Origin of the sequence: Rhizobium mesoamericanum STM3625 (assembly GCF_000312665.1) — a bacterium.
Classification (GTDB): domain Bacteria; phylum Pseudomonadota; class Alphaproteobacteria; order Rhizobiales; family Rhizobiaceae; genus Rhizobium; species Rhizobium mesoamericanum.
This window is the reverse complement of sequence record NZ_HF536772.1, coordinates 3,521,552-3,546,244: the sequence shown is the minus strand read 5'-3', so window position 1 is coordinate 3,546,244 and position 24,693 is coordinate 3,521,552. Positions and strand designations below refer to the sequence as shown.

At 59.5% G+C, this 24,693-nt stretch carries 27 protein-coding genes; 6 read left to right on the top strand and 21 right to left on the bottom strand.

Translation table 11 applies throughout. The annotated features are described in order from the left end of the window. The first annotated feature begins 4 nt into the window (after positions 1-4). Positions 5-1,159 (top strand): cytochrome d ubiquinol oxidase subunit II, encoded by a 1,155-nt coding sequence (gene cydB / locus BN77_RS17390; RefSeq protein ID WP_007534266.1) that lies wholly within the window; start codon positions 5-7, stop codon positions 1,157-1,159. 12 nt (positions 1,160-1,171) lie between these two features. Beyond that, complete coding sequence (gene cydX / locus BN77_RS32250; RefSeq protein ID WP_028747330.1) at positions 1,172-1,282, top strand: cytochrome bd-I oxidase subunit CydX; 111 nt, start codon at positions 1,172-1,174, stop codon at positions 1,280-1,282. Positions 1,283-1,408: 126 nt separating this feature from the next. On the opposite strand, the gene BN77_RS17380 is transcribed toward cydX, so the two are convergent. Beyond that, positions 1,409-1,897, bottom strand: coding sequence for a GAF domain-containing protein (locus BN77_RS17380; protein WP_040677866.1), 489 nt, complete (start codon positions 1,895-1,897; stop codon positions 1,409-1,411). Between the two features lie 379 nt (positions 1,898-2,276). Between BN77_RS17380 and BN77_RS17375 the strand changes: the two genes are divergently transcribed. The 3 genes from BN77_RS17375 (at position 2,277) to BN77_RS17365 (ending at position 4,188) form a co-directional block, all read left to right on the top strand. Then, the gene (locus BN77_RS17375) at positions 2,277-2,537 is read left to right on the top strand and encodes a hypothetical protein (protein ID WP_007534263.1); all 261 of its coding nucleotides are present in this window, start codon (positions 2,277-2,279) and stop codon (positions 2,535-2,537) included. Positions 2,538-2,600: 63 nt separating this feature from the next. Beyond that, positions 2,601-3,086, top strand: a complete 486-nt coding sequence (locus BN77_RS17370) for an NUDIX hydrolase (RefSeq protein WP_007534260.1) — start codon at positions 2,601-2,603, stop codon at positions 3,084-3,086. A gap of 115 nt (positions 3,087-3,201) precedes the next feature. After that, positions 3,202-4,188, top strand: a complete 987-nt coding sequence (locus BN77_RS17365) for a DMT family transporter (RefSeq protein ID WP_007534255.1) — start codon at positions 3,202-3,204, stop codon at positions 4,186-4,188. A gap of 76 nt (positions 4,189-4,264) precedes the next feature. Here BN77_RS17365 and BN77_RS17360 read toward each other — a convergent pair whose 3' ends face one another. From BN77_RS17360 to BN77_RS17340, 5 genes are all read right to left on the bottom strand, one after another. Beyond that, positions 4,265-4,615: a hypothetical protein gene (locus BN77_RS17360; protein WP_007534253.1), complete on the bottom strand. Its 351-nt coding sequence runs from the start codon at positions 4,613-4,615 to the stop codon at positions 4,265-4,267. A gap of 166 nt (positions 4,616-4,781) precedes the next feature. Beyond that, positions 4,782-5,084: a hypothetical protein gene (locus tag BN77_RS17355; protein WP_007534251.1), complete on the bottom strand. Its 303-nt coding sequence runs from the start codon at positions 5,082-5,084 to the stop codon at positions 4,782-4,784. Between the two features lie 102 nt (positions 5,085-5,186). Then, entirely contained in the window at positions 5,187-5,609 is a 423-nt protein-coding gene (locus BN77_RS17350; RefSeq protein WP_007534250.1) for a secondary thiamine-phosphate synthase enzyme YjbQ, read from the bottom strand. An 80-nt stretch (positions 5,610-5,689) separates the two neighbouring features. Then, positions 5,690-6,043: a DUF1428 domain-containing protein gene (locus BN77_RS17345; protein WP_007534248.1), complete on the bottom strand. Its 354-nt coding sequence runs from the start codon at positions 6,041-6,043 to the stop codon at positions 5,690-5,692. Positions 6,044-6,213: 170 nt separating this feature from the next. Beyond that, the gene (locus tag BN77_RS17340) at positions 6,214-7,233 is read right to left on the bottom strand and encodes a LysR substrate-binding domain-containing protein (RefSeq protein WP_007534245.1); all 1,020 of its coding nucleotides are present in this window, start codon (positions 7,231-7,233) and stop codon (positions 6,214-6,216) included. Between the two features lie 488 nt (positions 7,234-7,721). On the opposite strand from BN77_RS17340, the gene BN77_RS17335 reads away from it, so the two are divergent. Then, entirely contained in the window at positions 7,722-8,747 is a 1,026-nt protein-coding gene (locus BN77_RS17335) for a porin (RefSeq protein WP_040677333.1), read from the top strand. A 229-nt stretch (positions 8,748-8,976) separates the two neighbouring features. Here the strand turns inward: BN77_RS17335 and BN77_RS17330 are convergent, their stop codons facing one another. The 15 genes from BN77_RS17330 to dnaG form a co-directional block, all read right to left on the bottom strand. Next, on the bottom strand, positions 8,977-9,354 hold the full coding sequence (locus tag BN77_RS17330) for a DUF427 domain-containing protein (protein WP_007534240.1): 378 nt from the start codon (positions 9,352-9,354) through the stop codon (positions 8,977-8,979). Positions 9,355-9,495: 141 nt separating this feature from the next. Continuing rightward, positions 9,496-10,380: a DMT family transporter gene (locus BN77_RS17325; protein ID WP_007534238.1), complete on the bottom strand. Its 885-nt coding sequence runs from the start codon at positions 10,378-10,380 to the stop codon at positions 9,496-9,498. A gap of 70 nt (positions 10,381-10,450) precedes the next feature. Further along, on the bottom strand, positions 10,451-11,251 hold the full coding sequence (locus BN77_RS17320) for an AraC family transcriptional regulator (RefSeq protein WP_007534235.1): 801 nt from the start codon (positions 11,249-11,251) through the stop codon (positions 10,451-10,453). A 133-nt stretch (positions 11,252-11,384) separates the two neighbouring features. Then, positions 11,385-11,546, bottom strand: a complete 162-nt coding sequence (locus tag BN77_RS34165) for a hypothetical protein (RefSeq protein ID WP_007534233.1) — start codon at positions 11,544-11,546, stop codon at positions 11,385-11,387. A 103-nt stretch (positions 11,547-11,649) separates the two neighbouring features. Beyond that, positions 11,650-12,849 carry a DUF930 domain-containing protein gene (locus BN77_RS17315; RefSeq protein WP_007534230.1) on the bottom strand — a complete coding sequence of 400 codons (1,200 nt, stop codon included), beginning with the start codon at positions 12,847-12,849 and terminating at the stop codon, positions 11,650-11,652. Positions 12,850-13,011: 162 nt separating this feature from the next. Then, positions 13,012-13,305, bottom strand: a complete 294-nt coding sequence (locus BN77_RS17310) for a GYD domain-containing protein (protein WP_007534228.1) — start codon at positions 13,303-13,305, stop codon at positions 13,012-13,014. Positions 13,306-13,515: 210 nt separating this feature from the next. Continuing rightward, complete coding sequence (gene rpoD, locus BN77_RS17305) at positions 13,516-15,567, bottom strand: RNA polymerase sigma factor RpoD (RefSeq protein ID WP_007534225.1); 2,052 nt, start codon at positions 15,565-15,567, stop codon at positions 13,516-13,518. 222 nt (positions 15,568-15,789) lie between these two features. Beyond that, positions 15,790-16,038: a hypothetical protein gene (locus tag BN77_RS17300; RefSeq protein WP_040677330.1), complete on the bottom strand. Its 249-nt coding sequence runs from the start codon at positions 16,036-16,038 to the stop codon at positions 15,790-15,792. Beyond that, the gene (locus tag BN77_RS17295) at positions 16,022-16,369 is read right to left on the bottom strand and encodes a GFA family protein (RefSeq protein ID WP_007534222.1); all 348 of its coding nucleotides are present in this window, start codon (positions 16,367-16,369) and stop codon (positions 16,022-16,024) included. Before BN77_RS17295 ends, BN77_RS17300 begins: the two co-directional genes overlap by 17 nt. A gap of 9 nt (positions 16,370-16,378) precedes the next feature. Next, positions 16,379-17,416 carry an L-threonine 3-dehydrogenase gene (gene tdh, locus BN77_RS17290; RefSeq protein ID WP_007534220.1) on the bottom strand — a complete coding sequence of 346 codons (1,038 nt, stop codon included), beginning with the start codon at positions 17,414-17,416 and terminating at the stop codon, positions 16,379-16,381. 21 nt (positions 17,417-17,437) lie between these two features. Further along, positions 17,438-18,625: a glycine C-acetyltransferase gene (locus BN77_RS17285; RefSeq protein ID WP_007534218.1), complete on the bottom strand. Its 1,188-nt coding sequence runs from the start codon at positions 18,623-18,625 to the stop codon at positions 17,438-17,440. A 339-nt stretch (positions 18,626-18,964) separates the two neighbouring features. After that, positions 18,965-19,540, bottom strand: coding sequence for a cytochrome b (locus tag BN77_RS17280; RefSeq protein WP_007534216.1), 576 nt, complete (start codon positions 19,538-19,540; stop codon positions 18,965-18,967). Continuing rightward, positions 19,537-20,595: a catalase family peroxidase gene (locus BN77_RS17275; RefSeq protein WP_007534214.1), complete on the bottom strand. Its 1,059-nt coding sequence runs from the start codon at positions 20,593-20,595 to the stop codon at positions 19,537-19,539. Before BN77_RS17275 ends, BN77_RS17280 begins: the two co-directional genes overlap by 4 nt. Positions 20,596-20,793: 198 nt before the next feature. Next, positions 20,794-22,650 carry a DNA helicase RecQ gene (gene recQ, locus BN77_RS17270; protein WP_007534212.1) on the bottom strand — a complete coding sequence of 619 codons (1,857 nt, stop codon included), beginning with the start codon at positions 22,648-22,650 and terminating at the stop codon, positions 20,794-20,796. Further along, a complete protein-coding gene (dnaG, locus tag BN77_RS17265; protein ID WP_007534210.1) occupies positions 22,650-24,635 on the bottom strand; it encodes a DNA primase in 1,986 nt (661 codons plus the stop codon). Before dnaG ends, recQ begins: the two co-directional genes overlap by 1 nt. Positions 24,636-24,693 lie beyond the last annotated feature (58 nt).

The window sequence follows — 24,693 nt, the reverse complement described above, 5'->3', positions numbered from 1 at the left end:
CATCATGATCCTGCACCAACTCATAGACTATGAAATCCTGCGCTTGATCTGGTGGCTGCTTCTCGGCGTGCTGCTGATCGGCTTTGCCGCCACTGACGGCTTCGACCTCGGCGTCGGTATGCTACTGCCCTTTGTCGCCAAGACAGATACGGAGCGCCGTGTCGCCATCAACACGATCGGCCCGGTCTGGGAAGGAAACCAGGTGTGGCTGATCGTTGGCGGAGCCGCCATTTTCGCCGCATGGCCGCCACTTTATGCGGTGTCGTTTTCGGGCTTCTATCTCGCGATGTTTGCGATCCTGCTCGCACTCATCCTCCGACCTGTTGGCTTCAAGTACCGCTCGAAGCGCGAGAGTGCGCGCTGGCGCAACAACTGGGATTGGGCGCTGTTCATCGGCGGTTTCGTGCCGTCGCTGATCTTCGGCGTCGCCGTCGGCAACGTGCTGCAGGGCGTTCCCTTCCGCTTCGACCCGTCTGACATGCGTATCTTCTACGAGGGCTCGTTCTTTGCCCTTCTCAACCCTTACGCTCTGCTTTGCGGCCTTCTCTCGGTCGCCATGCTCGCGATGCACGGTGCTTCCTGGCTGGTCCTGAAGGCAAGTGGCCCGGTCGCTGAGCGGGCAAGGAGCTATGGCAGCCTCGCCGCACTGTCGGTAATCGTTCTCTTCGCGCTCGGCGGGATCTTCCTGACGCTCGGTGTAAACGGCTACGCCATCACCAGCGAGATCAATCCGGCCGGACCGTCGAACCCGCTCCTCAAGACGGCAACGCATGACGGCTCCTGGCTGGCAAACTATGGCACCTACCCGTGGATGATGATTGCGCCTCTCCTTGGCTTCCTCGGAGCAGCCGCAGCGTTGCTTGCCACACGGGCAAGGTGGGAGGTCGCTGCCCTGCTCTTCAGCAAGCTCTCGATCTTCGGTATCATCTCGACCGTCGGTCTCTCGATGTTTCCCTTCATCCTGCCCTCCTCACTCGATCCGAGATCGAGCCTGACGGTATGGGATGCATCGTCGAGCCACTCCACTTTGTTCAACATGCTCGTTGTCGTCGCGATCTTCCTGCCGATCGTCATCGCCTACACCGCCTGGGTCTACAGGGTCCTCTGGGGCAAGGTCGACGAGGCGACGGTCACCGACAAGAGCGGCCACGCTTACTGAAGGAGAATATGAATGTGGTATTTCGCATGGATCCTCGGCCTGCCGCTTGCGGCCGCTTTCGCAGTTCTCAACGCCATGTGGTATGAACTGATGGACGACGAAGCCAAGAAGCAAAAGCAGTAGCGCTTAAAGCCTCCTGTTTGAAAACAACGAAGGGACGACCGACAAGGCTCGTCCCTTTTGCTTGTAGAGTGATCCTACCTGAGGCAGACGCCTGCTTCGAAGGTCCTGGCGACCAGGAATTCAAGGCTAGTAGCTCGCCTCGATGAAAATGCGGGCCAGAGCTTCGACGCCGGCCTGGTCCTCGGCGTCGAAGCGCGACGCGGTCGGGCTGTCAAGATCGATCACACCCAGGATCTTGCCGTTGTGATGAAGCGGTACGACGAGTTCCGAGCGTGAGGCGGCGTCGCAGGCGATATGTCCTGGAAACGCGTGCACGTCCTCAACGAGGATAGAAATCCCCTTCTCGACGGCGGTCCCGCAGACCCCGCGACCGACGGCAATGCGAACGCACGCCGCCTTGCCTTGGAATGGCCCGAGAACGAGCTCGCTATCCGATTTGAGGAAATAGAAGCCCGCCCAGTTCAGATCCGGCATCATTTCGAACATCAGGGCCGACGTGTTCGCAGCATTTGCGATCGTATCGGTTTCGCCGTGCAGCAGGCCCTTCAGCTGCATGCAAAGCTTTGCGTAGAAACCGGCCTTGTCGGCGGAATTTATGGTCGCGGCTTGAAACATATCCGTCATCGCTTCTGTTGGCCTGGTGGGCGTTGATATAGTGGCGTGCATGGAGATTGCCAAATGCAATCGTGACAAGCGCGACGAATGGCCGTGTCACCAGATAGTGATAGTTCTTGCCGACCACCTTGTCGGTCGATGATCCGACTCTATCTAGTGACTGTCGTGACCGATGGCGGATCGCGAACGAACCTAGCCGGCAGCTGCGGTTTGCGCGCGCAGGGCGATATCGGGCGATGGTCAGGTTTGGCACCTGCCGCCCCTCATTGTTAGGCATTCCGACGAGCGGAGCAGCCATCTCGACCAGGGCTGCGCATGAAGCCATCAACCGCTTCGGCTGGGCAGATAGATCCATTGATTTCAAGCAGAGGTAAGTACGATGACACCGGAAGACAGACGGGCGGTCTTTAGCCACCGCCAGATAGCGGCAATCATAGAAGGCATCATGCAGGAAGACGGCACCGAGGAACCGATCACGGGAAAATCCCTTGGTGAGGCGATCCTGTTCGTTTCGGAGGAAGCGGCGACCAGCGCCTCCAGCGCCCATATCATTTACGGCGAGAACGGCTCGCTTAGCTATACCGATTGCCTGAGCGTTTACCGTGATTACGGCGTGGCGCTTCGCCAGCCGCCGAATTGAAAACAATATGCTGGGCGCGACCTGCGCCCAGCATCCCCCTGTAAACAGAAGGATGCAGTCGATATGGCGAAGCGAAGTGCAGGCCTGCTGATTTACCGCCTCAAGGACGATGGCTACGAGATTCTCCTGGTTCACCCCGGAGGCCCCTACTGGGCAAAGAAGGACATCGGTGCCTGGTCGATCCCCAAGGGTCTCGTCGACGAGGATGAAGATGAACTTGATGCGGCAAGACGTGAAGCCCGCGAAGAACTGGGCCTCGACGTCGAAGGGAGCTTTCATTATCTCGGGGAATACAAGCAACCCGGCGGCAAGATCGTTGTTGCCTGGGCCGTCGAGGCCGACGTCGATCTTGAGGCCCTCGCCAGCAATCGCTTTCGTATGGAGTGGCCGCCGCGCTCTGGCGTAATGGCGGAATTTCCCGAAGTGGACCGAGCCGAGTGGTTCACCCTGCATGACGCTGAGCGAAAGATCCTGAAAGGACAGCAACAGCTGCTTGTGGATTTCCTTCGGCGACGGTCGCAAAGCCCCCGGGAAGCCTATGCGACCTGAGACCCTGTGAGAGCCGGGCCCGCGATTGTGCATGGCTGCTATTCGCAATCGGCTCTCGCTTTGCCAACGGCAGTCCGTAAGAGTTTAATGACTCTCCTCCGGACAAATCCTATTCATGACAGTCCCCTCTACAGCACTGCGCGGTGTTCTCGTAGCATTTGGCGCCTATGCGGTGTTTGCCTTTAGCGACGCATCGATCAAGATCCTGCATGGCGGCGTGCCGGCCTATCAGATCGCCTTCATTGGTGCGCTCTTTGGCTGCGCTGCCCTGCCCTTCATCAAGGGACGCGACGATTCCTGGCTTGAAATCGTCAGGAGCACGAACCGTGCTCTGTGGCTACTGAGGTTCGCCTGCGGTGCGATCGGAGCAATCGCCTCGATCATCACATTCACAAAGCTGCCGATGGCAGAGGCCTTCTGTCTGCTGTTCCTGCTGCCGTCATTCGTCACCATTCTGTCGGTGATCTTCCTCGGGGAGGACGTGCGCTGGCAGCGTTGGGCCGCCGTAATCGTCGGCTTCATCGGCGTTCTGGTCGTCCTGCGTCCGGGCTTCCGAGAACTCTCGGTTGGTCATCTGGCGGCAGCAATCGGTGGTCTGGCCGCGGCGATCTCGATCGTTGTGATGCGCAAGATGGGTCCAGCCGAAAAGCGCCTGTCGCTATATGGTGCCGCGCTGCTCGGCACGATTGCCGTCAGCGGCATCCTCATGCTGTCCGAGATGGTCGTTCCAACACCGCGCCAGTGGCTATTCATCGCAAGTTACGGCCTGCTTGGCGCGGCCGGCAACGTGCTGTTGATGACCGCTGCCCGTCTGGCGCCGGCAAACCTGGTCGCCCCTCCCCAGTACAGCCAGATGCTGTGGGCAATCGCATTCGGATATCTGATCTTCGACGATGCGATCGACCTTCCGATGGCTGCCGGCATTGTTCTCATCGTCTGCTCGGGCCTGCTGACGCTGGCTCGTGAAAGGAAGCGCGGCACGCCGCTGCCGCGGGCCGTCGTTTCGGCCGACAACCAGGCGCCGCTTGCGACCTCGACCGAGGAAAGCGGCGATGTCGGGCGGCCGGTTCAAGCCGCCTCGCACGTGGTCTCTCAAGCCTAAAAAGAAACCGCCTTCACCGCAGTCGAAAGACGTTGGCAAAAGCGGTTTCCAATTGCTCAGTATCTGGCAATGACCGTTAGCGGCGCAGGACCGGGCAGCCCCGGACGTTGGCGAAGCTGATTTCATCCCCGCCACGGCGCGTCCAACCCTCGACGATCACACGACGGGGCGTAACGTCGACCACGCGTGCACGCCGGAATCCGTAGTCGCGCGCGATGTCTTCGGCAAGACGCGGATCGCAGCCACGCATGCGCGGCGGCGGGCGATAATAGTCAGGCGGTGGGGGACGATAATAGCCGGAAGGCGGTGGCGGGCGATCGCTGCCAATGTAGACATCTACCTGGGCGGAAGCCGGTGCAACCGCTCCGGCGACCGTGCCGACAGCGAGCAGCGTCGCAAGGCCGGCTTTGGCCAGAAATTGCATCATCGAAAGTTCTCCATCAGGGTACGGAAGGGGCCCGCCCCGTTACACTCTTGCCGGCAAGGTCAAGTGTTACCTTTCCGGATTTGCGCATTCATATGCGATTCGCACAAAGCAGGCTGAAAATGGCGTGGCCAAGGCAAGGCGAGAGCGCCAGTGTGGATGAAACAATTTACCGGCGGATCAGCGGGCAACCACGACCGTTTGCAAAGACCATCTGGTCCCAGCCCCGGTAATTCCGGCCGGAAACGACGACGCGCCGGGGTGTAACGCTGGTGACGCGCGCATAGCGCAACCCCGCAAAGCGTGCCTTGCGAACGGCCTGCACGGGCAAGCAGCCATACACGTCACGATATTGGACGCCTGCGACCGGCGGACGTCCCCATTCGGAAGCCGAAGCATTCGGTGCCGCAAACGGGATTGAGGCCAATGCGATGAGGGCGGCAAACGAAACCTTGGCGAGGAAATGGGTCATGGTACTACTCTCTAAACGATTGCGTGCATCTCCCGTGCGGGATTGTGCAGTCCATAACCCTCTGAAAATGAATGATCTTCGAACCGGCCATTCAGTTCCGGTTCAGTCGCTAAGATGCAGCACGATCTCGCGCCGATGCGGTCGGTCGCGATGTTCGAACAGATAAATCCCCTGCCACGTTCCGAGTGCGAGCCGACCGCCGATAACCGGGATACCAATGGAAACCTGCGTCAGCGCAGCCTTGATGTGCGCCGGCATATCGTCGGGCCCCTCGGTGGTGTGAACGATCCAGCGCATCGAGGGATCGGAGCTTGGTGGCACCAAGCGCCGGAAGAATGCGTCAAGGTCGATGCGAACATCGGGATCGGCGTTCTCTTGAATGAGCAGCGAGCATGAGGTGTGACGCACGAAAACGGTCAGCAGCCCTTCGCCCGCGCCGTTGGCGCGAACGAAGGAGACCGCTTCGCCAGTAAATTCGTAGAGGCCCTGGCCTCTGGTGGAAATGCTGATGATCTTCTGGGCCATAGCCACGCTTCCGCTCACGTCTCTATGATGAGACGTGCCGCCGAGCTGCCCTTATGTCAACGGGAGGTTTCCTTGACCGCTCAAAGCTGCAGGAATGGAACGAACCCACCAAAGATCATCCGTTTCCCATCGAAGATCGACTTCCACTCGTCGCCCTGAAGCCGAGGATCCGCCATCACTTTCGTCATGATCTCGTCGCGCGCCTGACGGGAATCATAGACGATCCAGGAAAAGATGACGACTTCATCGTCGGTCGCCTGCACGGCACGCGGAAATGAGGTCAGTTCCCCATACGGCACGTCGTCAGCGATGCATTCCACATATTCTTTGGCGCCGTATGACTTCCATATTGCGCCGGTCGTGGCGGAAAAGGCCTTGTACGCTTCGATGTTCTTCTGCGGCACGGCCAAGACAAACCCATCGACATAGGACATGTTGTTCTCCTTTTGCGTTGTCGCACGTCCAAGGACGAAGGAAGTTGGCTTGGATCGACACCGCTCTGCGAATTAAGATTAGGCAGGATCGGCGACAGGCAAGTGAATTGCCTGAACTTCCATTCAGGATTGCAGATGGTGAAGATCGATGTCGCTGCGCCCGATGATGTCTAGGCGGCGGGCTGAGCAGACAGTTCGACAAGCTGCGCCCGATCCCTTGGCTGCGCCTTTAGGTCGGCCTTCTGGCACTGTGTTGTGACGCGAAGCGTACGAAACTGTTCCACCAGAAAATCGACAAGCGCCCGAACTGCCGTCGGCAATCCTCGCGATGCGGTGAAGACGAGATAGATTGTTGCCTGCGACATCTGGTGATCTGGCAGAAGGCGCACCAACCGACCGTCGCGTATGCCTTCTGCGCAGATATGGTCCGGCAGAAGCCCCACCCCGACGCCGGCATAGATCGCCTCGAGCACTGCCGAGACACTTCGGCAGCTCATGCGAGGTTTGTGCTGGTGCCGGTATCGGGTGCCATCCGGTCCGGTGAATTCCCACACGTCCAGGTCTTGCCACTCCGTCAGGGGCCCAGCAAACGATACCGTTGGAGCCTCGGCAAGGCACTCGACGCCTGCAATCGACGGCAGTGAGCTCGCCACCTTCTGGTTGGCGACAAGAATCAAATCCACCTTGCTGAGCACGCGCATCGTCAGCTCGGAGTCAGTCTCCTCGATCAGTTGCGCACGAAGTGCAAGATCGAGACGCTCGTCTATGACGTCGACCCGTCGATCCGTGGTGAGTATCTGCAGCTGAACCTTGGGGTATCGATTGAGAAACTCCGGGATCATGGCGCCAAGCGAGCCCTCCAGCAACCCGGAAGGCATGCTCATGCGGATTAGCCCCTGTGGCTCACCTGTTGCATCGTTGATTGCCTTTGCCGCGCGATCTGCTTCACGCAGCATGTTTTCGCAGTGATTGTAGAAGGCGCGCCCGATCTCCGTCACCCGGAACCGATTGACCGTTCGCTCCAGCAGCCGGACACCAAGCCGTGTCTCCAGCGCAGTAATGTGCCGGCTGAGCTTCGATTTCGGCATATTCAGCACTCGACCGGCGGCGGAAAAACCATTGTGGCGAACAACTGCGGCAAAATAGACGAAATCGTTAAGATCCTGGAAAACACCCTCTGCGTTGAGCATCTGGGTACCTCTTTCGATAAAACGCGATAGGCCTTCAACTTCTATCGCTTAGCGTTCCCGAGGGAGGATGCCAACCGTCCGGAACAAGTTTTCGTTCCAAATTTGGAACACTGCGTTCCAATCCCTGCCCTTCAATCGAGCTGCCGGCGGGATTATCTGCGATGAAATTTCCTTGGCGCCATTACGGCGATGGCGCCAGACGCGCTCCTACGAGCCTCCGAACACAGAGACTGGCTACCGGCTGCCCCCGCAGAGTTGCGGCGCAGGGTAGTGTTGCATATAAGTATTTGAATTTGTTACATAAAAACCACACGACGAGCCAAACGAGCGTCGCAACAAGCGATTTCAGTACCGGGAGAATTGATAGATTTAATTAGGGATGAAATTAAGGTTTCAGCGGTTCGCTGATCCGCCAGCCGAAAGGCAAACTATCGGAGCGGCCCCAACTCCCGAGGCGGCTGTTCAATCGAAAAGGAAATGGATTTTAAATGAACATACGGATGGCTTTGTTGACCTCCGCCGCAGCGTTTGCTGCCGCGTCCACGCCGGTCTTTGCTGCTGACGCAATTGTTGCAGCTGAACCCGAGCCGGTTGAATACGTCCGCGTCTGCGACGCGTACGGTACAGGATACTTCTACATCCCGGGCACCGAAACCTGCCTGAAGGTCAGCGGTTACCTGCGTTTCGAAGTCTATGGCGGCCCGGATCAGAAGGGTACCTCGGACTGGAATGCCCGTACGCGCGCTCAGGTTCAGTTCACAGCCAAGAGCGACACCGAGTACGGTCCGCTCACCGGCGTAATCGTTCTTCGTAACAACGGCGACAACGCTTCGACCAGCTCGACGCTCGACTCTGCCTACATCGACATCGCCGGCTTGCGCGCCGGTCTGTTCTACTCATGGTGGGATGACGACCTTTCCGGCGAACCGGATGTTCTGTCCAGCTTCGAAACGCTGCACAACTCCATCCGCTACCAGTACGAAAACGGCGACTTCTACGCCGGCATCAGCGTCGACGAGCTGGAGGACGGCTACTTCAAGCCCGGCGAAAACCCGAACAACGTCGGCGTTGCCCTCGGCGTTGGCGGTAAGGCCGGCGTGGTCAGCTATCAGCTCATCGGCGGTTACGACACCGACAACGAAGAAGGTGCTGTCCGCGGCATGATCTTTGCTGATATCGGCCCTGGCACGCTTGGCCTGGCAGCTGTCTACGCGTCTGGTCCGAACTCCTACTACTCTCAGTCGGAATGGACCGTTGCCGCCGAATACGCGATCAAGGCAACCGACAAGTGGACCATCACCCCAATGGCCCAGTACTTCGGCAACTATGTGCCTGATCTGAACACCTTCCACGGCGACTCCTTCGACGGTCTGGGCGATGCTTGGAAGGTCGGCATCACTGTCGACTATCAGATAGCAGACAACCTCTACGCCAAGGCAACGGTCGACTACACCGATCCGGATGATGCCGACGACGTGACCAAGGGCTTCTTCCGCCTGCAGCGCGCGTTCTAAGTCGAAATACCGGCGCCCTGGATCAACCCTGGGCGCCGCCCAAGTTTTGCGTTTTCTGATCCGATTGACCTCCGATCAGTTACGGGGGCTGGTCCGGTTTCCCTGCCGGACCGGTCCTTGTTTTCTGCAGAAGATGCCACGCTTGCGCAGCAAGACATTTCGATCGACAGGCGCGATGGGATGGCGCCAGCGGCTCTCAGCTACTGCTGCCGCTTGACGTGGACCGGAACTACGCCGGCAATTCCTCGATGGAATCGACCCGATCGGGGTAGAATGCGAGATGTTCGGCGATCTCACGGACGGCCGCATACGGACTTTCATAGGTCCAGACCGCATTGGTGGAGCGGTCAGCGCCCGATATGCCAAAATACGAAGCTTCGCCCTTGTAGGGGCAATAGGTGTGGTGATCGCTTCGAGTGAGAAGTGACATATCGACATCACTGCGCGGTATGTATTGCACGGCAGGGTAAGACGCTTCCTTCAGCGTTAGTGCGTTGCGACTGTCGGCAATGGTCTGCCCGCCCAGCTTGACGACGACGCGCGCGGGATTGGGTCTGACAGTGATTGGATGATCGGGACCGGGTATCTTCATCGGTTGTGCGGACATCGGCAGCTCCTTTCAGTCAGAAAACAGATATAGGAGCCGCCGCGGCAAATTGCAGGAGCGGTGGCCGGCTCGTGCGGCAGGCTGCGAGAAAGTTCCAAACTCCGACGGGCAGGATACGGCAGCGATAGCTGAGCACAAACGCTACTTGGTCGTCACCGCACGTTGAAACAACCCAAGCCCAAGGACAGCCGCCAGCACGCACCCGACCCCGCCGATCTGGTATCCGGACAGCGGCTCACCAAGGACAACGAAAGCCATCAACAGCGCAGAGACCGGTGCCACCGCCGTAAAGAGCGAGGCCTCAGCGCCACTCACACGCTCGGCTCCCGCATACCAGAGAATGAAGCCGGCAACCGTCGGCACCAGTGCGTAATAGATGACCGCCGACATTGCCTCCGCTGGGAGTGCATCCGGCACGCCCTCCACGAGAGCGGCGGCGACCATCGCCACGATGAAACCAATCCCCGTCATCAACGCCGATTGCGTCAGCGCCGGAATTGGCGCACTGAGGTTTTTGTTCAGGAGGATGAACAGGCTTTCGCAGATCACGGCTCCGAAAACCAGCGCGTTTCCAAGCATGGATCCACTCCCGGCGTCGGGCGAAACAGCGATGAAGAAAACGCCGGTTGCCGCCAGCGCAATCGCCGATACCATCGATGCATGCGGCCTCTCGCCGAGAACAGCAACGGAAAGCGCCCCAGCCACGACCGGCAGCGTCCCGATGATGACACCCGCGTCGGTAGCCGTAGTCAGCCTCAGGCCAGAGATCAGTAAGGTTGTGTAGCCAACGCTACCTGCACCAGCTTGGATAACAAGGATAATCCAGTCGCGAAGGGGTATGTTTGGCAGACTGGTCCGGGTCACGCGCATCAAGACCAAGAACAACGGAAAAGCTGCCGCGAAGCGCAGGGCTGTCGCCGTAAATGGCGGCATGCCTGATGCGATGACCCGGCTCGCGATGACCGTGCTACCGACGGTGATCATCGCCAAGGTCAGATAGAGGTAACCTTGCAAATGTCGCTGCATCGTCTTCTCCTGTTTGCTAAGAAGAAAGACGAAAGACGCCTGGCGATCTTGTATGAAATTGCAGGCGCAGTCAGGCAACCGCCTTCGCATAGGCGCGTGGAGAGACGCCGTACTTGCGTACGAACACCCGCGTCATATGACTTTGATCGACGAAGCCGCTCGCGATGGCAGCTTCCGCCAGGGGCAGCCCACCAGCAATCAAGCGCCGTGCAACATGGATGCGGCGCTGGATCAGATAGGCATGAGGTGTCATCCCGGTCGCCTTGGCAAAGCCACGCAACACCTGAAACCGGCTGAGCCGGGTTGCGCGGGCGAGATCGGACAACGATATCGCAGCTGTCGGATCGCAGTCGATCAACTCCTTTGCGGTCAGGATGGATTGAGGAGCCGCCCGTCCCTCGCTTGGCGCGACCTGCGCAACGACACGAGCAATGATCTCAACAAGGGTCTCATCACGTTTCAGTTGATGCTCTTCCGCATTGGTCACGAGGGCAAAGGCTGCCTCGAAGTGCGCCGCAATCGCCCTGTCATGCAACACCGGATCAGAAATCTCGACGGCCGATCGCCGCCCTTCCGTGATCTCGGAAACATTGGCGGCGATCAACTCAGGATCGAAGTAGAGTATCCGCCACGACCTGCCCTCGCCGATCGGCGTGCCATCGTGCACTTCGTTCGGATTGACCGTGATGATATCGCCGGCGCCCGCCTCGACCACGCCGCGTCCGCTCAGGGACTTTTGCGCACCTGACGAAACCAGTCCGATGCCGAACTGCTCATGCGTATGGCGCGCGAAGCTCTGGTTGCTATCCGCTGCCACCGCTTCGATGCCGGGAACGGCCGACCTGAACATGCGAAATTGATTGCGAGCCATGTCTGCGCTTCCGAGCTAACGCCGCAATAGTGCCAGCCTGGACCACCGAAAACAATGCAGAGCGAAATCGCCGGGAGAAAGCGTGCGCGCCAGCGGTCACCGCCGGTCCGCCCGGCTGATCAATGGATGCTGATCAATGGAGCGTTTCGCGACAATCGTCACCGGCGAGAATCGCAAACACGTCCTCCAGCGCGGCAACCAGGATGTCGGTGAGTTCGTCGCCGCGATTCTCGACAAAGGCGGCCTTGGTTGCTTCATCCTGTAGTTCGAAGAAGCGCTCGATCTCGTTCGACATCTCATTGTCCTTTCACGCGCCACCAACATGTGGCGATGAAACAAAGCTATCCTGTCTGTCTTGTGCCGAACTGGAGCCAGTCTCGTCCCGGCGTTTCCCACAGTTAGAAGCTTGGAAGTCCTCGACTTTTCCATTTGCTCTTCGGGATCGGATTTCCGACGTCATAGGCAAAGGATATCACCTTTGTCGCATCCGTATCGACTTCGCATCGAAAGCTTAGATCATACCAACGGGCACTGGCACGGAATGCAACTCCTCGCAGTTCAAGGACGGTTCCCTGCGCCAGTCCAGCGCGCGGCACCATTTCGGGGCTATATCCCGGAGGCGAGTGTATCAGTTGCTGACGCAGCTCCGAACTGCACAGCTCGGCCACGCGAGCACGGCGCGGCAGATCGCCCATAGCGGTTCTCGCCACCGGATCGTTCGTCATGTTTTGCGAGAAAAGTGTCTTTGCCTCCATCAGCTCGACAGGCTTGTCCACCCTCGCCGTTCCCGTCGTATCGGGCTTTGTCGAGGCGGGCGGTTTTGCCTGCTCCAAGCTCGTCTTGGCTTCGCCTTCAGCTCCGGCAGCAGGGCTGTTCTTCTCGGCATGGCTCACCGCCAGGTCGACTTGCGGGAGATCGACATCGTCTGGGACCGGATTGGCAGGCGGCTTTTTGCTTTCGGGCTCCTTGGCCGCTTCTGCCATGTCCTCCGGCCGCGCCTGATCTTGCGGGGGCTCCGGCTTGGGCTCCGGCGAAGGCTTCGGCGTATCCGACTTCACACCCGCGACGGAAGCATCCCCTTCCGTCGATTTCTTCGGCCCGGTATCCTTCTCACCAAATTCCGTTACTGGCCGCAGCACCGGCAGGGGCTGCGGCTTGCCAGCCTGTTCGTTGGACTTGGCATCCGCTGCCGTTGCTTCCGGCGGCTTTTCCGGCGGCTTCTCTTCGGGCGCCTTTTCTTCGGGCGCCTTTGTCTCATGCGAGGGCGGCGGTGGTGGTGGCGGCGGCGCTTGCTCGGCCTTTTCTTGCTTCGGCGGTTCGGCAGATTTCTCGGCCGGCTTTTCCTCTGCCTTCTTCTCCTCCGGTTGCGGCTCCTTGGGCTTAGGCTCTTCCGGCATCTTCAGTTCCGGCGGCTTCTCCTCGGGTTTCTTTTCGTCGGGTGGCGGCACGAGATCGACGCTGACGGTTTCCTCCTCCGGCTGAGGCGTAGGCACCGGCAACTTCACGAGAAAGAAGGCAACGACGGCAAGGTGCAACAGCGCAGAGGCAATGATGCCCCAGCCGAACGGTCCCCATTTCTTCGCCGATAACTTCTGCATGCCTACGAACGATGCCCAACGCCACGCTACCGATGTGGCCTTTTAAGAAGGCATCATCAAGCCATAAAACAAAAAAGCCTTTGGTCGCACGGACGCGACCACGTCCGCGCGACCAGAAGCGACATGTTTTCAATGGCTGCCACGCTGGGCGACCACCGAGCGCTATCCGAGCGATCCTATGATTTCGCGGTAGGCGGCCTCAGGAAATGCCTTCAGCGTTCGCGTACGCACATTTCCGGCCGTCGCAAGCTGCAGGGTGAAGCGTGCCATCACGGCATCATCAGGCGCCTCGCAGATGGCAACCATGTCGTAGTCGCCCATCGTCAGAAAGAAATTCTTGAAGGAGCCGCCCATATCGCCGAGCGCCTTCTTTGCTGCGTCCAGTCTCTTTGCCGAGTCGCGTGCAGTGCGAATGCCTTGATCTGTCCAGTTGATAAGCATGACATAAGTGGTCATTGCACACCTCCACACGGAGGGTTTTGGCCCTACGCAACAGGCTATGGCGACCATCGCTCACGCGCTGTGGTCGGTCCTATCCCCCGTGGAATGTACCTTACTCCTGTCCCCATTCGACAACAAGAAACACCAGAGCCCGAGGGGTGCGCCCAAAGCAAAAGCCGGACACGAGGCCCGACTTTCGAATGCGTTCTGGTCAAATCTGGAAGCCTAGCTGTCCAGGAAGCTGCGCAGTTTGCGCGAACGGCTCGGATGCTTCAGCTTGCGCAGCGCCTTCGCCTCGATCTGCCGGATACGTTCGCGGGTAACCGAGAACTGCTGGCCGACTTCTTCGAGCGTGTGGTCAGTATTCATGCCTATGCCGAAGCGCATTCGCAGGACGCGCTCTTCGCGCGGCGTCAGCGATGCAAGAACGCGGGTCGTCGTTTCGCGCAGGTTCGCCTGGATGGCGGCGTCGATCGGCAGCAGCGCGTTCTTGTCCTCGATGAAATCGCCGAGGTGTGAATCTTCTTCGTCACCGACAGGGGTTTCGAGCGAGATCGGCTCCTTGGCGATCTTTAAGACCTTGCGGACCTTTTCGAGTGGCATGGCGAGCTTTTCGGCCAGTTCTTCCGGCGTCGGCTCGCGACCGATTTCGTGCAGCATCTGGCGCGAGGTACGAACGATCTTGTTGATCGTTTCGATCATGTGCACCGGAATACGGATCGTGCGGGCCTGGTCGGCGATCGAACGGGTGATCGCCTGACGGATCCACCACGTCGCATAGGTCGAGAACTTGTAGCCGCGGCGGTATTCGAACTTGTCGACCGCCTTCATCAGGCCGATGTTGCCTTCCTGAATGAGGTCGAGGAACTGCAAGCCACGGTTCGTATACTTCTTGGCGATGGAGATAACGAGGCGAAGGTTCGCTTCGACCATTTCCTTCTTGGCGATACGCGCTTCGCGCTCGCCCTTCTGTACCATGTGCACGATGCGGCGAAATTCCGAGATCGAGATGCCGGTTTCCGTCGCAAGATTCTGGATCTCCTGGCGGATGTCGCGGATCGTCGTGTTTTCGCCCTTGGCGAATTCCTTCCAGCCGCGTGCCGCGAGATTGCCAATCGACTTCATCCAATTCGGATCGAGCTCGGCGCCCTGGTACTGCTCGAGGAAGGAGTCGCGTTTGACGCCATAAGATTCAGCCAGGCGCAAGAGGCGGCCTTCGTTCTGAACGAGGCGCTTGTTGATGTCGTAGAGCTGCTCAACGAGTGCATCGATGCGGTTCTGGTTCAAGGACAGAGACTTGACCGCCTTGATGAGCTCATCCTTGAGCTCCTTGTAGCGGCGTTCCTGGGCGGACGACAGCGTGCCGGTGGCGGCAAGCCGCTGCTCGACCTGCTGGTCCTGAAGCTTGCGCAGCTTCTTGTAGGTCTCGGCAATGATGTCGAGCGTTTCCATGACCTGCGGGCGCAGTTCCGCTTCCATGGCGGCGAGCGACAGGTTGGATTCGTCCTCGTCTTCTTCTTCCTCCTCCGGAGGCAGGCCCTCGCCGCCGACATTGGTGATGTCGTCGTCGCCGGAACGGACGCGACGCGTCTTTTCCTTCTCTTCGGCAGCCTTGCGGTCGGCCTCGATCTTCTCGGGGCTCTGGAACTGCGGTGCAGCCTTGGCTTCCGGGCCGGAATAGGTCGTCTCGAGATCGATGATCTCACGAAGCAGCGTCGTGCCTTCGTTGAGTTCGTCGCGCCAGATGATCAGTGCCTGGAACGTCAGCGGGCTCTCGCAGAGGCCGCCGATCATGGTTTCGCGGCCAGCCTCGATGCGCTTTGCGATCGCAATCTCACCTTCGCGCGACAGAAGCTCGACCGAGCCCATTTCGCGCAGATACATACGAACCGGATCGTCGGTGCGGTCGGTCGGTTCCTTCTTCTTGGCGGTCGCAAGAGCGGTACCGCCCGAAGGTGCGAGCTCGCCGCCTTCGCTCTCGTCGTCGGAGCCGGAATCATCGTCGTCGCCGCCGGCAGTGGCTTCCTCTGCCTCTTCGTCTTCGATGACGTTGATGCCCATGTCCGACAACATCGACATCGTGTCTTCGATCTGCTCGGACGTCACTTCTTCGGACGGCAAAACGGCGTTCAACTCGTCCATTGTTACGTAGCCGCGCTTCTTCGCGGCCTTGATCATCTTCTTGACCGCGTCATCGGAAAGATCGAGAAGAGGGCCGTCGGTGCCGCCGTCGCGTTCGACTTCCGCTTCTTCGTTCTCTTTGACCTTAGTTGCCATTTATGTCGTCGCCTTCCTGACGCTATTCAAACTCGCCGCAGTGAACGGCCGTGCGCAGCCGATACGCCGCAAACGACCGTCTCGAATCACCTAGTCCCACCTAATGGGATGAGATTTAATGCCTGATTAACCACGATTGCCGGCGCCGGACGACAGAACTTCAAAGTCATCATATGTCCGGCCATGGTTGTGCGATCCGCCCTTGACCCAGTTCACCGCTTTTCAAGTCGAACGGTGATTCCCACATTTTTTGTTCTCGTCAAGCTTTTCTAGCAAAAAAGCCTCAGAAAACCCGGAAAAAGCCTTATCCACAGGCCCGGAACCGCTCAAGCGATTGCCAAGCTTAGATAGGATGTCACCACAAGAAGACAAGAGTGGCCGATATTCTTCTTCGGCCACAAAGTAGCCGCCAAGAGCCGTGGTGCCCATTGTCAGTTGATCGTACCGGGCAATCTTAATGAGACTGCCCATCCCAGAGTTGGATCTCCAGACTTGCAAGATCGACTGCGGGAATGCAGCGGACGTTGATGCAGGCCATCTCGGCGCCGTCCGGCATCTTGGCTTCTGAAAAACGAGCGATGCCGCAGGTGCCACAGAAGCGATGCTGGATCATGTGCGTATTGAACGTATAGGTCAACAGGTTCTCGCTTGGTGTTTTCAGGGTGAACTTGTCGCGTGGCACGAAGGCCAGCAATCCCCCGCGCCGCCGGCAAAGCGAGCAATTGCAGTCGAGGGCCGAGGTAAGCTCCCCCTCCACTTCAAATTCGATCTTGCCGCAATGGCAGCTTCCTTCGTAACGCATCGAGCCTCCTCAATTCCAATCCATGACCACCTTGCCGGAGTTGCCCGAGCGCATTGCCTCGAACCCCTCCCGGAAGTCGTCGATCCCGATCCGGTGGGTGATCACGGACGACAAATCCAGGCCGCCTTGCACAAAGGCGATCATCTTGTACCAGGTCTCGAACATCTCACGTCCATAGATGCCCTTCAGGTTGAGCATCTTGAAGATGACCTTGTTCCAATCGATCTCGAAACCGGCGGGCGCAATGCCGAGGATGGCGATCTTGCCGCCATTGTTCATCTTGTCGATCATGTCGCGGAACGCCGGTGCTGCCCCCGACATTTCCAGCCCGACGTCGAAGCCCTCGGTCATGCCGATCGACTTCATCACATCAGCAAGGTTCTCCTGCGAGGCGTCGACGACGTAGTCGATGCCGAGTTTGCGGGCGAGATCAAGCCGATGCGGGTTGATGTCTGTTATGACCACCTTGCGGGCGCCCGAGCGCTTGGCGACCAGTGCTCCCATAATGCCGATCGGCCCCGCGCCGGTGACAAGCACGTCCTCGCCGACGAGGTCGAAGGAAAGCGCCGTGTGCACCGCATTGCCAAACGGATCGAAGATCGCCGCGATCTCATCTGGAATATCGTCCGGGATCGGCACCACGTTCGCCTCGGGAATACAGACGAACTCGCCGAAGGAACCGGGGCGATTGACACCCACCCCAAGCGTATTGCGGCACAGATGCCCCCTGCCCGCACGGCAGTTGCGGCACTTGCCGCAGACGATATGGCCCTCGCCGGAGACTCGCTCGCCCACATGGTATTTCGTCACCGCCGAACCGATCTGCGCAATCTCGCCGCAGAACTCGTGGCCGACCACCATCGGCACCGGAATGGTCTTCTGCGCCCACTGATCCCAGTTCCAGATATGGACGTCGGTACCGCAGATCGCGGATTTCTTCACCTTGATCAGCACGTCGTTCGGCCCGACATCGGGAACCGGGACATGCTCCATCCAAAGCCCGACCTCCGGCTTCGCCTTGACCAGCGCCTTCATCATGTTCGACATGATCATACTCTCCCAAACCCTTTAAATGACTCCAAGTTCGCGGCCGGCTTCGGCAAAGACCGCGATCGCCCGCTCGACATCGGCACGCGAATGCGCTGCCGACATCTGTGTGCGGATGCGCGCCTGTCCCTTCGGCACGACGGGGAATGAGAAGCCGATCACGTAGACGCCCTTTTTCAGCATCAGCGCCGCCATGTCCTGCGCCAGCTTGGCATCACCGAGCATGACCGGAATGATCGGATGTCCCTCGCCCGCGAGCGTAAAACCGAGCTTTGTCATTTCGGAGCGAAAGAGCGTCGCATTTTCTGCCAGCCGCTCGCGCAGGCCATCGCCGTTTTCGATGAGATCGAAGACCTTCAGCGATGCGGCCGCAATGACCGGCGCCAGTGTGTTCGAGAACAGATAGGGTCGCGACCGTTGTCGCAGCCAATCGATGATTTCGGCCTTGGCCGAGGTGTAGCCACCGGACGCACCACCGAGCGCCTTCCCGAGCGTGCCGGTGATGATGTCGACCCGACCCTCGACACCGCAATGCTCTGGCGAACCGCGTCCGTGTTTGCCGACAAAGCCAACGGCATGACTGTCGTCGACCATGACCATCGCGCCATACTTTTCGGCCAGATCGCACACCCCCTGAAGATTGGCGATGATGCCATCCATCGAGAATACGCCGTCAGTGGCGATCAGCTTGAAGCGGCTGCCCTGCGCCTTCTTCAGCTCTTCTTCCAGCGCCTTCATGTCATTGTTGGAATAACGGAAGCGCTTCGCTTTGGACAGGCGCACGCCGTCGATGATCGAGGCATGGTTCAGCGCATCCGAGATGATCGCATCGTCTTCGCCAAGCAGGGTCTCGAAGAGGCCGCCATTGGCGTCGAAACAGGAGGAATAGAGAATTGTGTCTTCCATGCCGAGAAAGGAGGAAATGCGTGACTCGAGCAGCTTGTGTTCCTCCTGGGTACCGCAGATGAAGCGCACCGAGGCCATACCGTAACCATAGCGGTCGAGCGCCTTCTTCCCCGCTTCGGTAAGTTCTTCGTTATCCGCCAGCCCGAGGTAGTTGTTGGCGCAGAAGTTCAAAACCCGCTCGCCGGAGGCAACAGCGATCTCGCCCGCCTGCTTTGACGTGATGACGCGCTCGGACTTGTAAAGCCCGGCGTCCTTCAATGCGGCAATTTCGGTGCGAAGGTGGGAGAGGAATTGCGAGGTCATTGAGTGCCCTTCTTTTGACGTTCCCGATGCCCTGCACTAGCACATACCCAAGCGCCTGTCTTGCCACCGTCAACGCAGGGCTTCACGGACACAGAGGTTTGACAGAGATCAAAATCGGTCAGCGCAAAGGAGTAAAATCAGGTGCGTCAATCGGGTCGGCGGGTCGAGACGACGATCAAAGGGGTTCCACTGTCCTTACTGGCGACCATTTTGCCAGTAACCTCAGCAACAAGCGCCACGATCGGGTGGGCGTCGTGCCGGCAATTGCAAATATGCCTGGCGATGTCCGTGGGCGCGGCTTGCACCGGCAGACCAAGCTGCTCTTTCGAGGGGGGCGCTCTACCGCTCGCTGCGTTGGGGCGTTAGTCGCACATCATCGTTGCCGACCGGCAGCATGGTCTGCAGGACCCCGTCGCGTCGGACAAGCCCATGAAACAATGCGGCGGCAATATGCAGCAAAACGAGCGCGAAAAATGCAAAGGCCAGATAGAAATGCGCATTCCACAGCAGCGTGTGCAGGCTGTCGCTCTGCGGCAGGATCGCAGGAAGCCGTATCTGACCATAAAGCACGACGGGATAGGCGCCCGCAGACATCATGGCCCAGCCAATGAGCGGCATGCCGATCATCAGCATGTACAAGGCTAGGTGCGACAGGTGCGCGGCGAGCTTCATCGGCTCGGGAAGGTCAGCAGGCAGCGCTGGCGCGCCATAGACAAATCGGACCACGAGGCGGATCAGGGCCAGCACGAGAATTGTGATGCCCAGGGTCTTATGGGTGGTAAGCAAAGGGGTGTATTGCCGCCCGATCGTGGACACCATCCCGACGCCGATAAAGAGCATTGCCAGAATGCAGATTGCCATCAGCCAATGCAATGAACGCTGAACTGCGGTGAACTCTGTCTTGGCTCGGTTCATGGCTTTGTGCTCCCAGCGGTTCGGGGATAGTAGCTCGCTTCCGAAGTGCGCAGGTCATAGGATTTCGCATACGCTGCCGAACGGGCAGCCGGAAACGGATCGTCGGAAACCTTGATGCCATCAGGCAAGATGGTCGGATCGAAATTGATGTCGCGGCAAGGACCGTCTGCCTCCGCCTCGATCTTCTGCACGACCAGCGTGCCGGCTTGAACGGTTCTGCGCTCCGATGGCCATGCCTTCGTCGGATCCGAGGTTGGGTCCGATGGCGCGGCTTCCGTTAAGACCATTGTCCAGCTCTGCGGCCCCTTGCTGACGCGGTCCATGATGTCGTCTTCCAGGTGATTTGGACCGAGCTTTTCCAAATCGGTGCCGGAGATCGGCGTAACCTGCGCTTGCGGCATCAATGACCAGCGGACCGCATGTTCGGCGCCGGTGCCATCCATGAAAATGAAGGCGTTGAGGCTATTGAATGCCACCTCAGCATAGCTGGCAGTCCACGGCGCAGTCGTCGCCCACTTGCCGAAGGCCGCAAATTCCGGATGCGCTGCGGCGAAGGTTTTAATGACCTCCGGGTCCTTGCTCTTCGACGCTTCGAGCAGCTCGTAGAACGCCTGCGGCGTGGCGACCGGAAAGATCGGCGGATCGATCATGGCCATGCGCCAGGTTTCGCCGTCAGGTGTCGATATTTGAACTCCGATTCCTCGCACGCGAACCGTGGCGTCAGTCGCATTCGGGTCAGGCGTACCGAGGTTGAACCGTCCGACAACCGGATATTGCCCAGCAACGAAGGCGGTCGCCCGGGAGAGAGCGGTACCGTTCCCGTTCGCTTCGAACATGCCGGTGAAACAGATGCCTTTTGCATGATTTCGCCGATGGCCAAGCGCCGGCCCATCGGGTGGCGCCAGCGCCCCGACAAGCTTCGTCGGGGTGAGGCGGCCGGGCGAGAGCCATCCTGCGGTATAAGCGAACGCCCCGGCGCCGATGGCGACCACGGCAGCGATGATAAAGAGAGATCCCAGAGCAGAATGCGGCTGCGATTGCGACGGATCAGGCATCCAACGTTCTCCGCTGTCAATTATGTGTTCAAGGCAATGTCTGTGGGATCTCTCCGCCGGCGCATGCTAGAAACGACGACGGCAACGGCAAGGCTACGGACCGAAAGGCAAAAAGAGGCGCCATGCAACCGTGCATCACTCGCCGCCTGCATCTTTCGTGACACGGAAGATGCCATCATTGAAACGCAGGGTCAAACCCTAGTCATCGTGGCTCAGGATCACATCAAGAAATGCATCGCCATATCGTTCGAGCTTCGATTGGCCGACACCCGAGATGCCGAGCATTTCCGTGTGCGTGCGCGGCCGCTCGGTTGCGAAGGCAACGAGCGTCGTATCAGGGAAGACGACATAGGGCGGCACGCCGAGCGAACGCGCGATCCCCGTGCGCTCTGCGCGCAAAGCTTCGAAGAGCACACCGTCGCTCCCAGACAGGATGGAGCGCCGCTCGACCTGCGCCGTTCGCTTTGAACGACGTTCCGCAACCGGACGATCCTTGCGGAAGAAGACCGATCGTTCGCGCTTGAAGACGGCGCGGGCCTCCGGCTCGAGCCTGAGGGCACCGAAGGCTTGCTGATCGACCCTGACCAGCCCCATGGCGAGCAATTGCCGAAATACCGATTGCCAGGTGCGGGCCGGCAGATCGTTTCCGGCGCCGAAAACCGGGATCGTCGTGTGGCCGAAGCGTTCCGTCTTCTCGTTGACATTGCCAAGCAGCACGTCGACCACGTGTCCAGTGCCGAACCGCTCGCCCGTTCTATAGATCGCCGCAAGTGCCTTGATGGCTGCCTCTGTCCCATCCCAGGTTTCAACCGGCTTCAAACAGGTGTCGCACCCGCCACAATTGCCAACATGCACCTCGCCAAAATGCGCAAGGATCGCCTGGCGGCGGCACGAGGCGGTTTCACAGATTGCCAGCAGTGCGTTGAGCTTGGAGCGCTCGACCCGCTTGATTTCCTCGGCCGCTCCGCCCTCGTCGATCATCCGCCGCCGCTGGATGACGTCGGCCATGCCATAGGTCATCCAGACTTCGGAAGGCAGGCCGTCACGCCCGGCGCGGCCTGTCTCCTGATAATAGGCCTCGACCGAACCCGGCAGATCGAGATGCGCGACGTAGCGCACATTCGGTTTGTCGATCCCCATGCCGAAGGCGACGGTGGCGACGAGGCAAAGCTCATCCTCTTTCAGGAAGGCGTCCTGGTTGGCATCGCGAAGCGCCCGGTCCATGCCGGCGTGATAGGGAAGCGCGCGTATCCCTTGCCCGTTCAGCCACTCGGCCGTATCCTCGACCTTTGCGCGCGACAGGCAGTAGACGATACCGCTGTTGCCTTTGTGTCCTGAAAGAAAGCGCAGCAATTGCTGGCGCGGCTGGTCGCGCTCGACGATTTCATAAGAAATGTTCGGACGATCAAAGCTCGTGGTGAACACCCTGGCATTCTTCAGCGCCAGCCGTTCGACGATATCGTCGCGGGTGTGAGGGTCGGCCGTCGCCGTCAGCGCCATGCGCGGCACGCCTGGATAGTGTTCAGCTAGTCTGCCGAGTTCGCGATACTCCGGCCGGAAGTCATGTCCCCACTGAGAGACACAGTGCGCCTCGTCGATGGCCAAGAGCGAGATCCGCGCGTTGCCGATCGTATCGCGAAAGCCATCGAGAAGAATGCGCTCAGGTGTCACGTAGAGAAGATCGAGCTTGCCTGCAGAAATCGCCCGACGGACATCGATGAATTCCTCGCGCGACAGTGTCGAGTTCAGCGCCGCCGCTCTGATGCCGAGCTGCTTCATCGCCTCGACCTGATCGCGCATCAGCGCGATCAGCGGCGAAACGACGATCCCAAATCCCTCGCGGCAGAGCGCCGGGATCTGGAAGCAGAGCGACTTGCCGGCCCCCGTCGGAAAGAGGACGACCGCATCGCCACCAGAGGCGACATGCTCAACCACCTGCTGCTGCTTGCCGCGGAACGCGGGATAGCCGTAGACGCGGTTTAAAATGTCAAGCGGCGTACGTTCGGCTCCAAACAGCGCATCACCAGCGGAAAATTGCCGCTCTGCCGAGTCCATCAATGGCTCGCCGCTCCCTTGACGCGGCCGGAGAGCACGCCGAAGCCGTCGATAATGGCTTCCTGGTTTTCGAGACGAAGTCCCTCGAAATGAACCTCCTGCAGCGCGCGCATCAGCTGGTCGATCACCTCACCATTGCCGGCCTCGGTCGCTTCGGCGATCTCGCGCTCAAGTTCGATCTTCTGGAAGCGCAGCGCCTTGGCGCGCTTATGGAAAGCGAGCGCCTGCCGATAGCCTTCGCGCGCATCTTCCATCGCCGCCTCAGATGTGGCGATCCAGAGGCGGGCATTGCGGATCTGCTGCTCAAGTCCTTGCAGCAACAGGCCAAAGCCCTGCTCCTCCATACGCTCCAGTAGATACTCGCGGGTCAAATGCGGTCCCGCGACGGCCGCTGCAGCGCCGAGCATGACAGACCAAAGCCGCTGCAGTTCGCGGTTGTCGTAGTCGATCGAAGCGATCTCGTCATACTCGTCCTGCATCAAGGCAGGATGATTGATGACCGTCAGCGCCAACACGCTTTCCCGCAAGGCTGGGGTTTCCTGATGGCCCTTAACAAGACCGGAACGTGCGAGCCGGTCGGAAATGCCGCCGCCGGAAAGACGCGGGCCGCGCGATCCGTCGTTGCCTCGACCGCGAGATTGGCCACCACCGCGATCGAAGCTTCGCCGCTCGTTGCCGCGATTTTGGAATTGGGGCTGGAAGAAGCCATTCAGGCGGTCGCGCATATCCTGCTGGTAGTGGCGACGCACATTTTCATCGGCAATGATGGCAACCAGCTGCTTCAGCCGCGCTTCGAGTTCTGCCTTGGCTTCAGGCGTCTCGAACTGCCCGGTATTGATCTCGCGAGCCCAGATCATCTCCGCCAGGGGCTTGGCCTGGCTCATCACCTTGTCGAAAGGCGCTCGACCTTCGTTGCGCACCAGATCGTCGGGGTCCTTGCCGTCGGGCAGCAGGGCAAAGCGCACCGTGCGGCCCGGCTTAATATGTGGAAGCGCCAGATCCGCGGCCCGATTGGCCGCGCGCACGCCGGCGCTGTCGCCGTCGAAGCAAAGCACCGGCTGTGGCGTCATCTTCCAGAGGAGTTCAAGCTGGCTTTCGGTTAACGCCGTCCCGAGCGGCGCCACGGCATTCTCGATGCCGGCCTGATGCAGCGCAATCACATCCATATAGCCTTCGACGGCGATGATCGTGCGCTCGCCGTTGGCGCCCTGGGTTGCCCGGCGGGCGCGCGCGAAATTGTAGAGCACGTTGCCCTTGTGAAAGAGCTCCGTCTCGTTGGAGTTGAGATACTTGGCCGGCGCATCCGCAGACATGGCCCGCCCGCCAAAGGCTATCACCTTTTCGCGGGACGAGAGGATCGGGAACATGATCCGGTCGCGAAAGCGATCGTAGGAGACTGGCACATCGGGACCGTGAACGACCAGGCCGCAAGCCTCGATCTGCTCCTTGGCAACGCCTTTTGCCGCCAAAAACTCCTTCAGCGCATTGCGGCTATCTGGCGCAAAGCCAAGCCGGAACGTCTCGATCGTGCGCCCTGTCAATCCTCGATCGCGCAGATAAGCCCGTGCCCGCGCGCCGTTGGCCGTTTGCAGTTGATCCTGGAAGAATTTGGTCGCAAGCTCCATGACGTCGAAAAGTGACGTGCGATCCTTTTCACGCTTCTCGATGACTGGATCGGCAACCGGCAGGGCAACACCCGCCATGTCGGCGATCTGCTGCACCGCCTCCGGGAAGCTCAATCCCTCCAGATCCGTCAGGAACCGGAAGTGATCGCCGGTTACGCCGCAGCCGAAGCAATGGTAGCGCCCCTTGCGATCCTCACAATGAAAGCTTGGCGACTTCTCCCCGTGAAACGGGCAGCAAGCCCAATAATCGCCGCGCGAGACATTGGTCTTGCGCTTATCCCAGCTCACACGACGCCCAATCACGTCCGAAATCGGCACGCGATCGCGTATCTCGTCGAGAAAGGAATTGGAAAAGCGCATGTGAACCTCGTAACTGGGGTCCATATAAGCAGGTTCATCAGCACATGCCACGGCATTT

Coding starts and splice junctions, on each gene's coding strand:
- BN77_RS34165 (WP_007534233.1), bottom strand. CDS start 11,546: ATGTCGAACGAGATCGAGCGCTTCTTCGAACTACAGGATGAAGCAACC.
- recQ (WP_007534212.1), bottom strand. CDS start 22,650: ATGGACTCGGCAGAGCGGCAATTTTCCGCTGGTGATGCGCTGTTTGGA.
- cydX (WP_028747330.1), top strand. CDS start 1,172: ATGTGGTATTTCGCATGGATCCTCGGCCTGCCGCTTGCGGCCGCTTTC.
- BN77_RS17375 (WP_007534263.1), top strand. CDS start 2,277: ATGACACCGGAAGACAGACGGGCGGTCTTTAGCCACCGCCAGATAGCG.
- BN77_RS17360 (WP_007534253.1), bottom strand. CDS start 4,615: ATGATGCAATTTCTGGCCAAAGCCGGCCTTGCGACGCTGCTCGCTGTC.
- BN77_RS17345 (WP_007534248.1), bottom strand. CDS start 6,043: ATGTCCTATGTCGATGGGTTTGTCTTGGCCGTGCCGCAGAAGAACATC.
- BN77_RS17310 (WP_007534228.1), bottom strand. CDS start 13,305: ATGACCACTTATGTCATGCTTATCAACTGGACAGATCAAGGCATTCGC.
- BN77_RS17330 (WP_007534240.1), bottom strand. CDS start 9,354: ATGTCCGCACAACCGATGAAGATACCCGGTCCCGATCATCCAATCACT.
- BN77_RS17300 (WP_040677330.1), bottom strand. CDS start 16,038: ATGGGCAGTCTCATTAAGATTGCCCGGTACGATCAACTGACAATGGGC.
- BN77_RS17335 (WP_040677333.1), top strand. CDS start 7,722: ATGAACATACGGATGGCTTTGTTGACCTCCGCCGCAGCGTTTGCTGCC.
- cydB (WP_007534266.1), top strand. CDS start 5: ATGATCCTGCACCAACTCATAGACTATGAAATCCTGCGCTTGATCTGG.
- BN77_RS17275 (WP_007534214.1), bottom strand. CDS start 20,595: ATGCCTGATCCGTCGCAATCGCAGCCGCATTCTGCTCTGGGATCTCTC.
- BN77_RS17350 (WP_007534250.1), bottom strand. CDS start 5,609: ATGGCCCAGAAGATCATCAGCATTTCCACCAGAGGCCAGGGCCTCTAC.
- BN77_RS17365 (WP_007534255.1), top strand. CDS start 3,202: ATGACAGTCCCCTCTACAGCACTGCGCGGTGTTCTCGTAGCATTTGGC.
- BN77_RS17295 (WP_007534222.1), bottom strand. CDS start 16,369: ATGCGTTACGAAGGAAGCTGCCATTGCGGCAAGATCGAATTTGAAGTG.
- BN77_RS17355 (WP_007534251.1), bottom strand. CDS start 5,084: ATGACCCATTTCCTCGCCAAGGTTTCGTTTGCCGCCCTCATCGCATTG.
- BN77_RS17340 (WP_007534245.1), bottom strand. CDS start 7,233: ATGCTCAACGCAGAGGGTGTTTTCCAGGATCTTAACGATTTCGTCTAT.
- dnaG (WP_007534210.1), bottom strand. CDS start 24,635: ATGCGCTTTTCCAATTCCTTTCTCGACGAGATACGCGATCGCGTGCCG.
- BN77_RS17280 (WP_007534216.1), bottom strand. CDS start 19,540: ATGAACCGAGCCAAGACAGAGTTCACCGCAGTTCAGCGTTCATTGCAT.
- BN77_RS17380 (WP_040677866.1), bottom strand. CDS start 1,897: ATGTTTCAAGCCGCGACCATAAATTCCGCCGACAAGGCCGGTTTCTAC.
- BN77_RS17285 (WP_007534218.1), bottom strand. CDS start 18,625: ATGACCTCGCAATTCCTCTCCCACCTTCGCACCGAAATTGCCGCATTG.
- BN77_RS17320 (WP_007534235.1), bottom strand. CDS start 11,251: ATGGCTCGCAATCAATTTCGCATGTTCAGGTCGGCCGTTCCCGGCATC.
- BN77_RS17370 (WP_007534260.1), top strand. CDS start 2,601: ATGGCGAAGCGAAGTGCAGGCCTGCTGATTTACCGCCTCAAGGACGAT.
- BN77_RS17315 (WP_007534230.1), bottom strand. CDS start 12,849: ATGCAGAAGTTATCGGCGAAGAAATGGGGACCGTTCGGCTGGGGCATC.
- rpoD (WP_007534225.1), bottom strand. CDS start 15,567: ATGGCAACTAAGGTCAAAGAGAACGAAGAAGCGGAAGTCGAACGCGAC.
- BN77_RS17325 (WP_007534238.1), bottom strand. CDS start 10,380: ATGCAGCGACATTTGCAAGGTTACCTCTATCTGACCTTGGCGATGATC.
- tdh (WP_007534220.1), bottom strand. CDS start 17,416: ATGTCGAACATGATGAAGGCGCTGGTCAAGGCGAAGCCGGAGGTCGGG.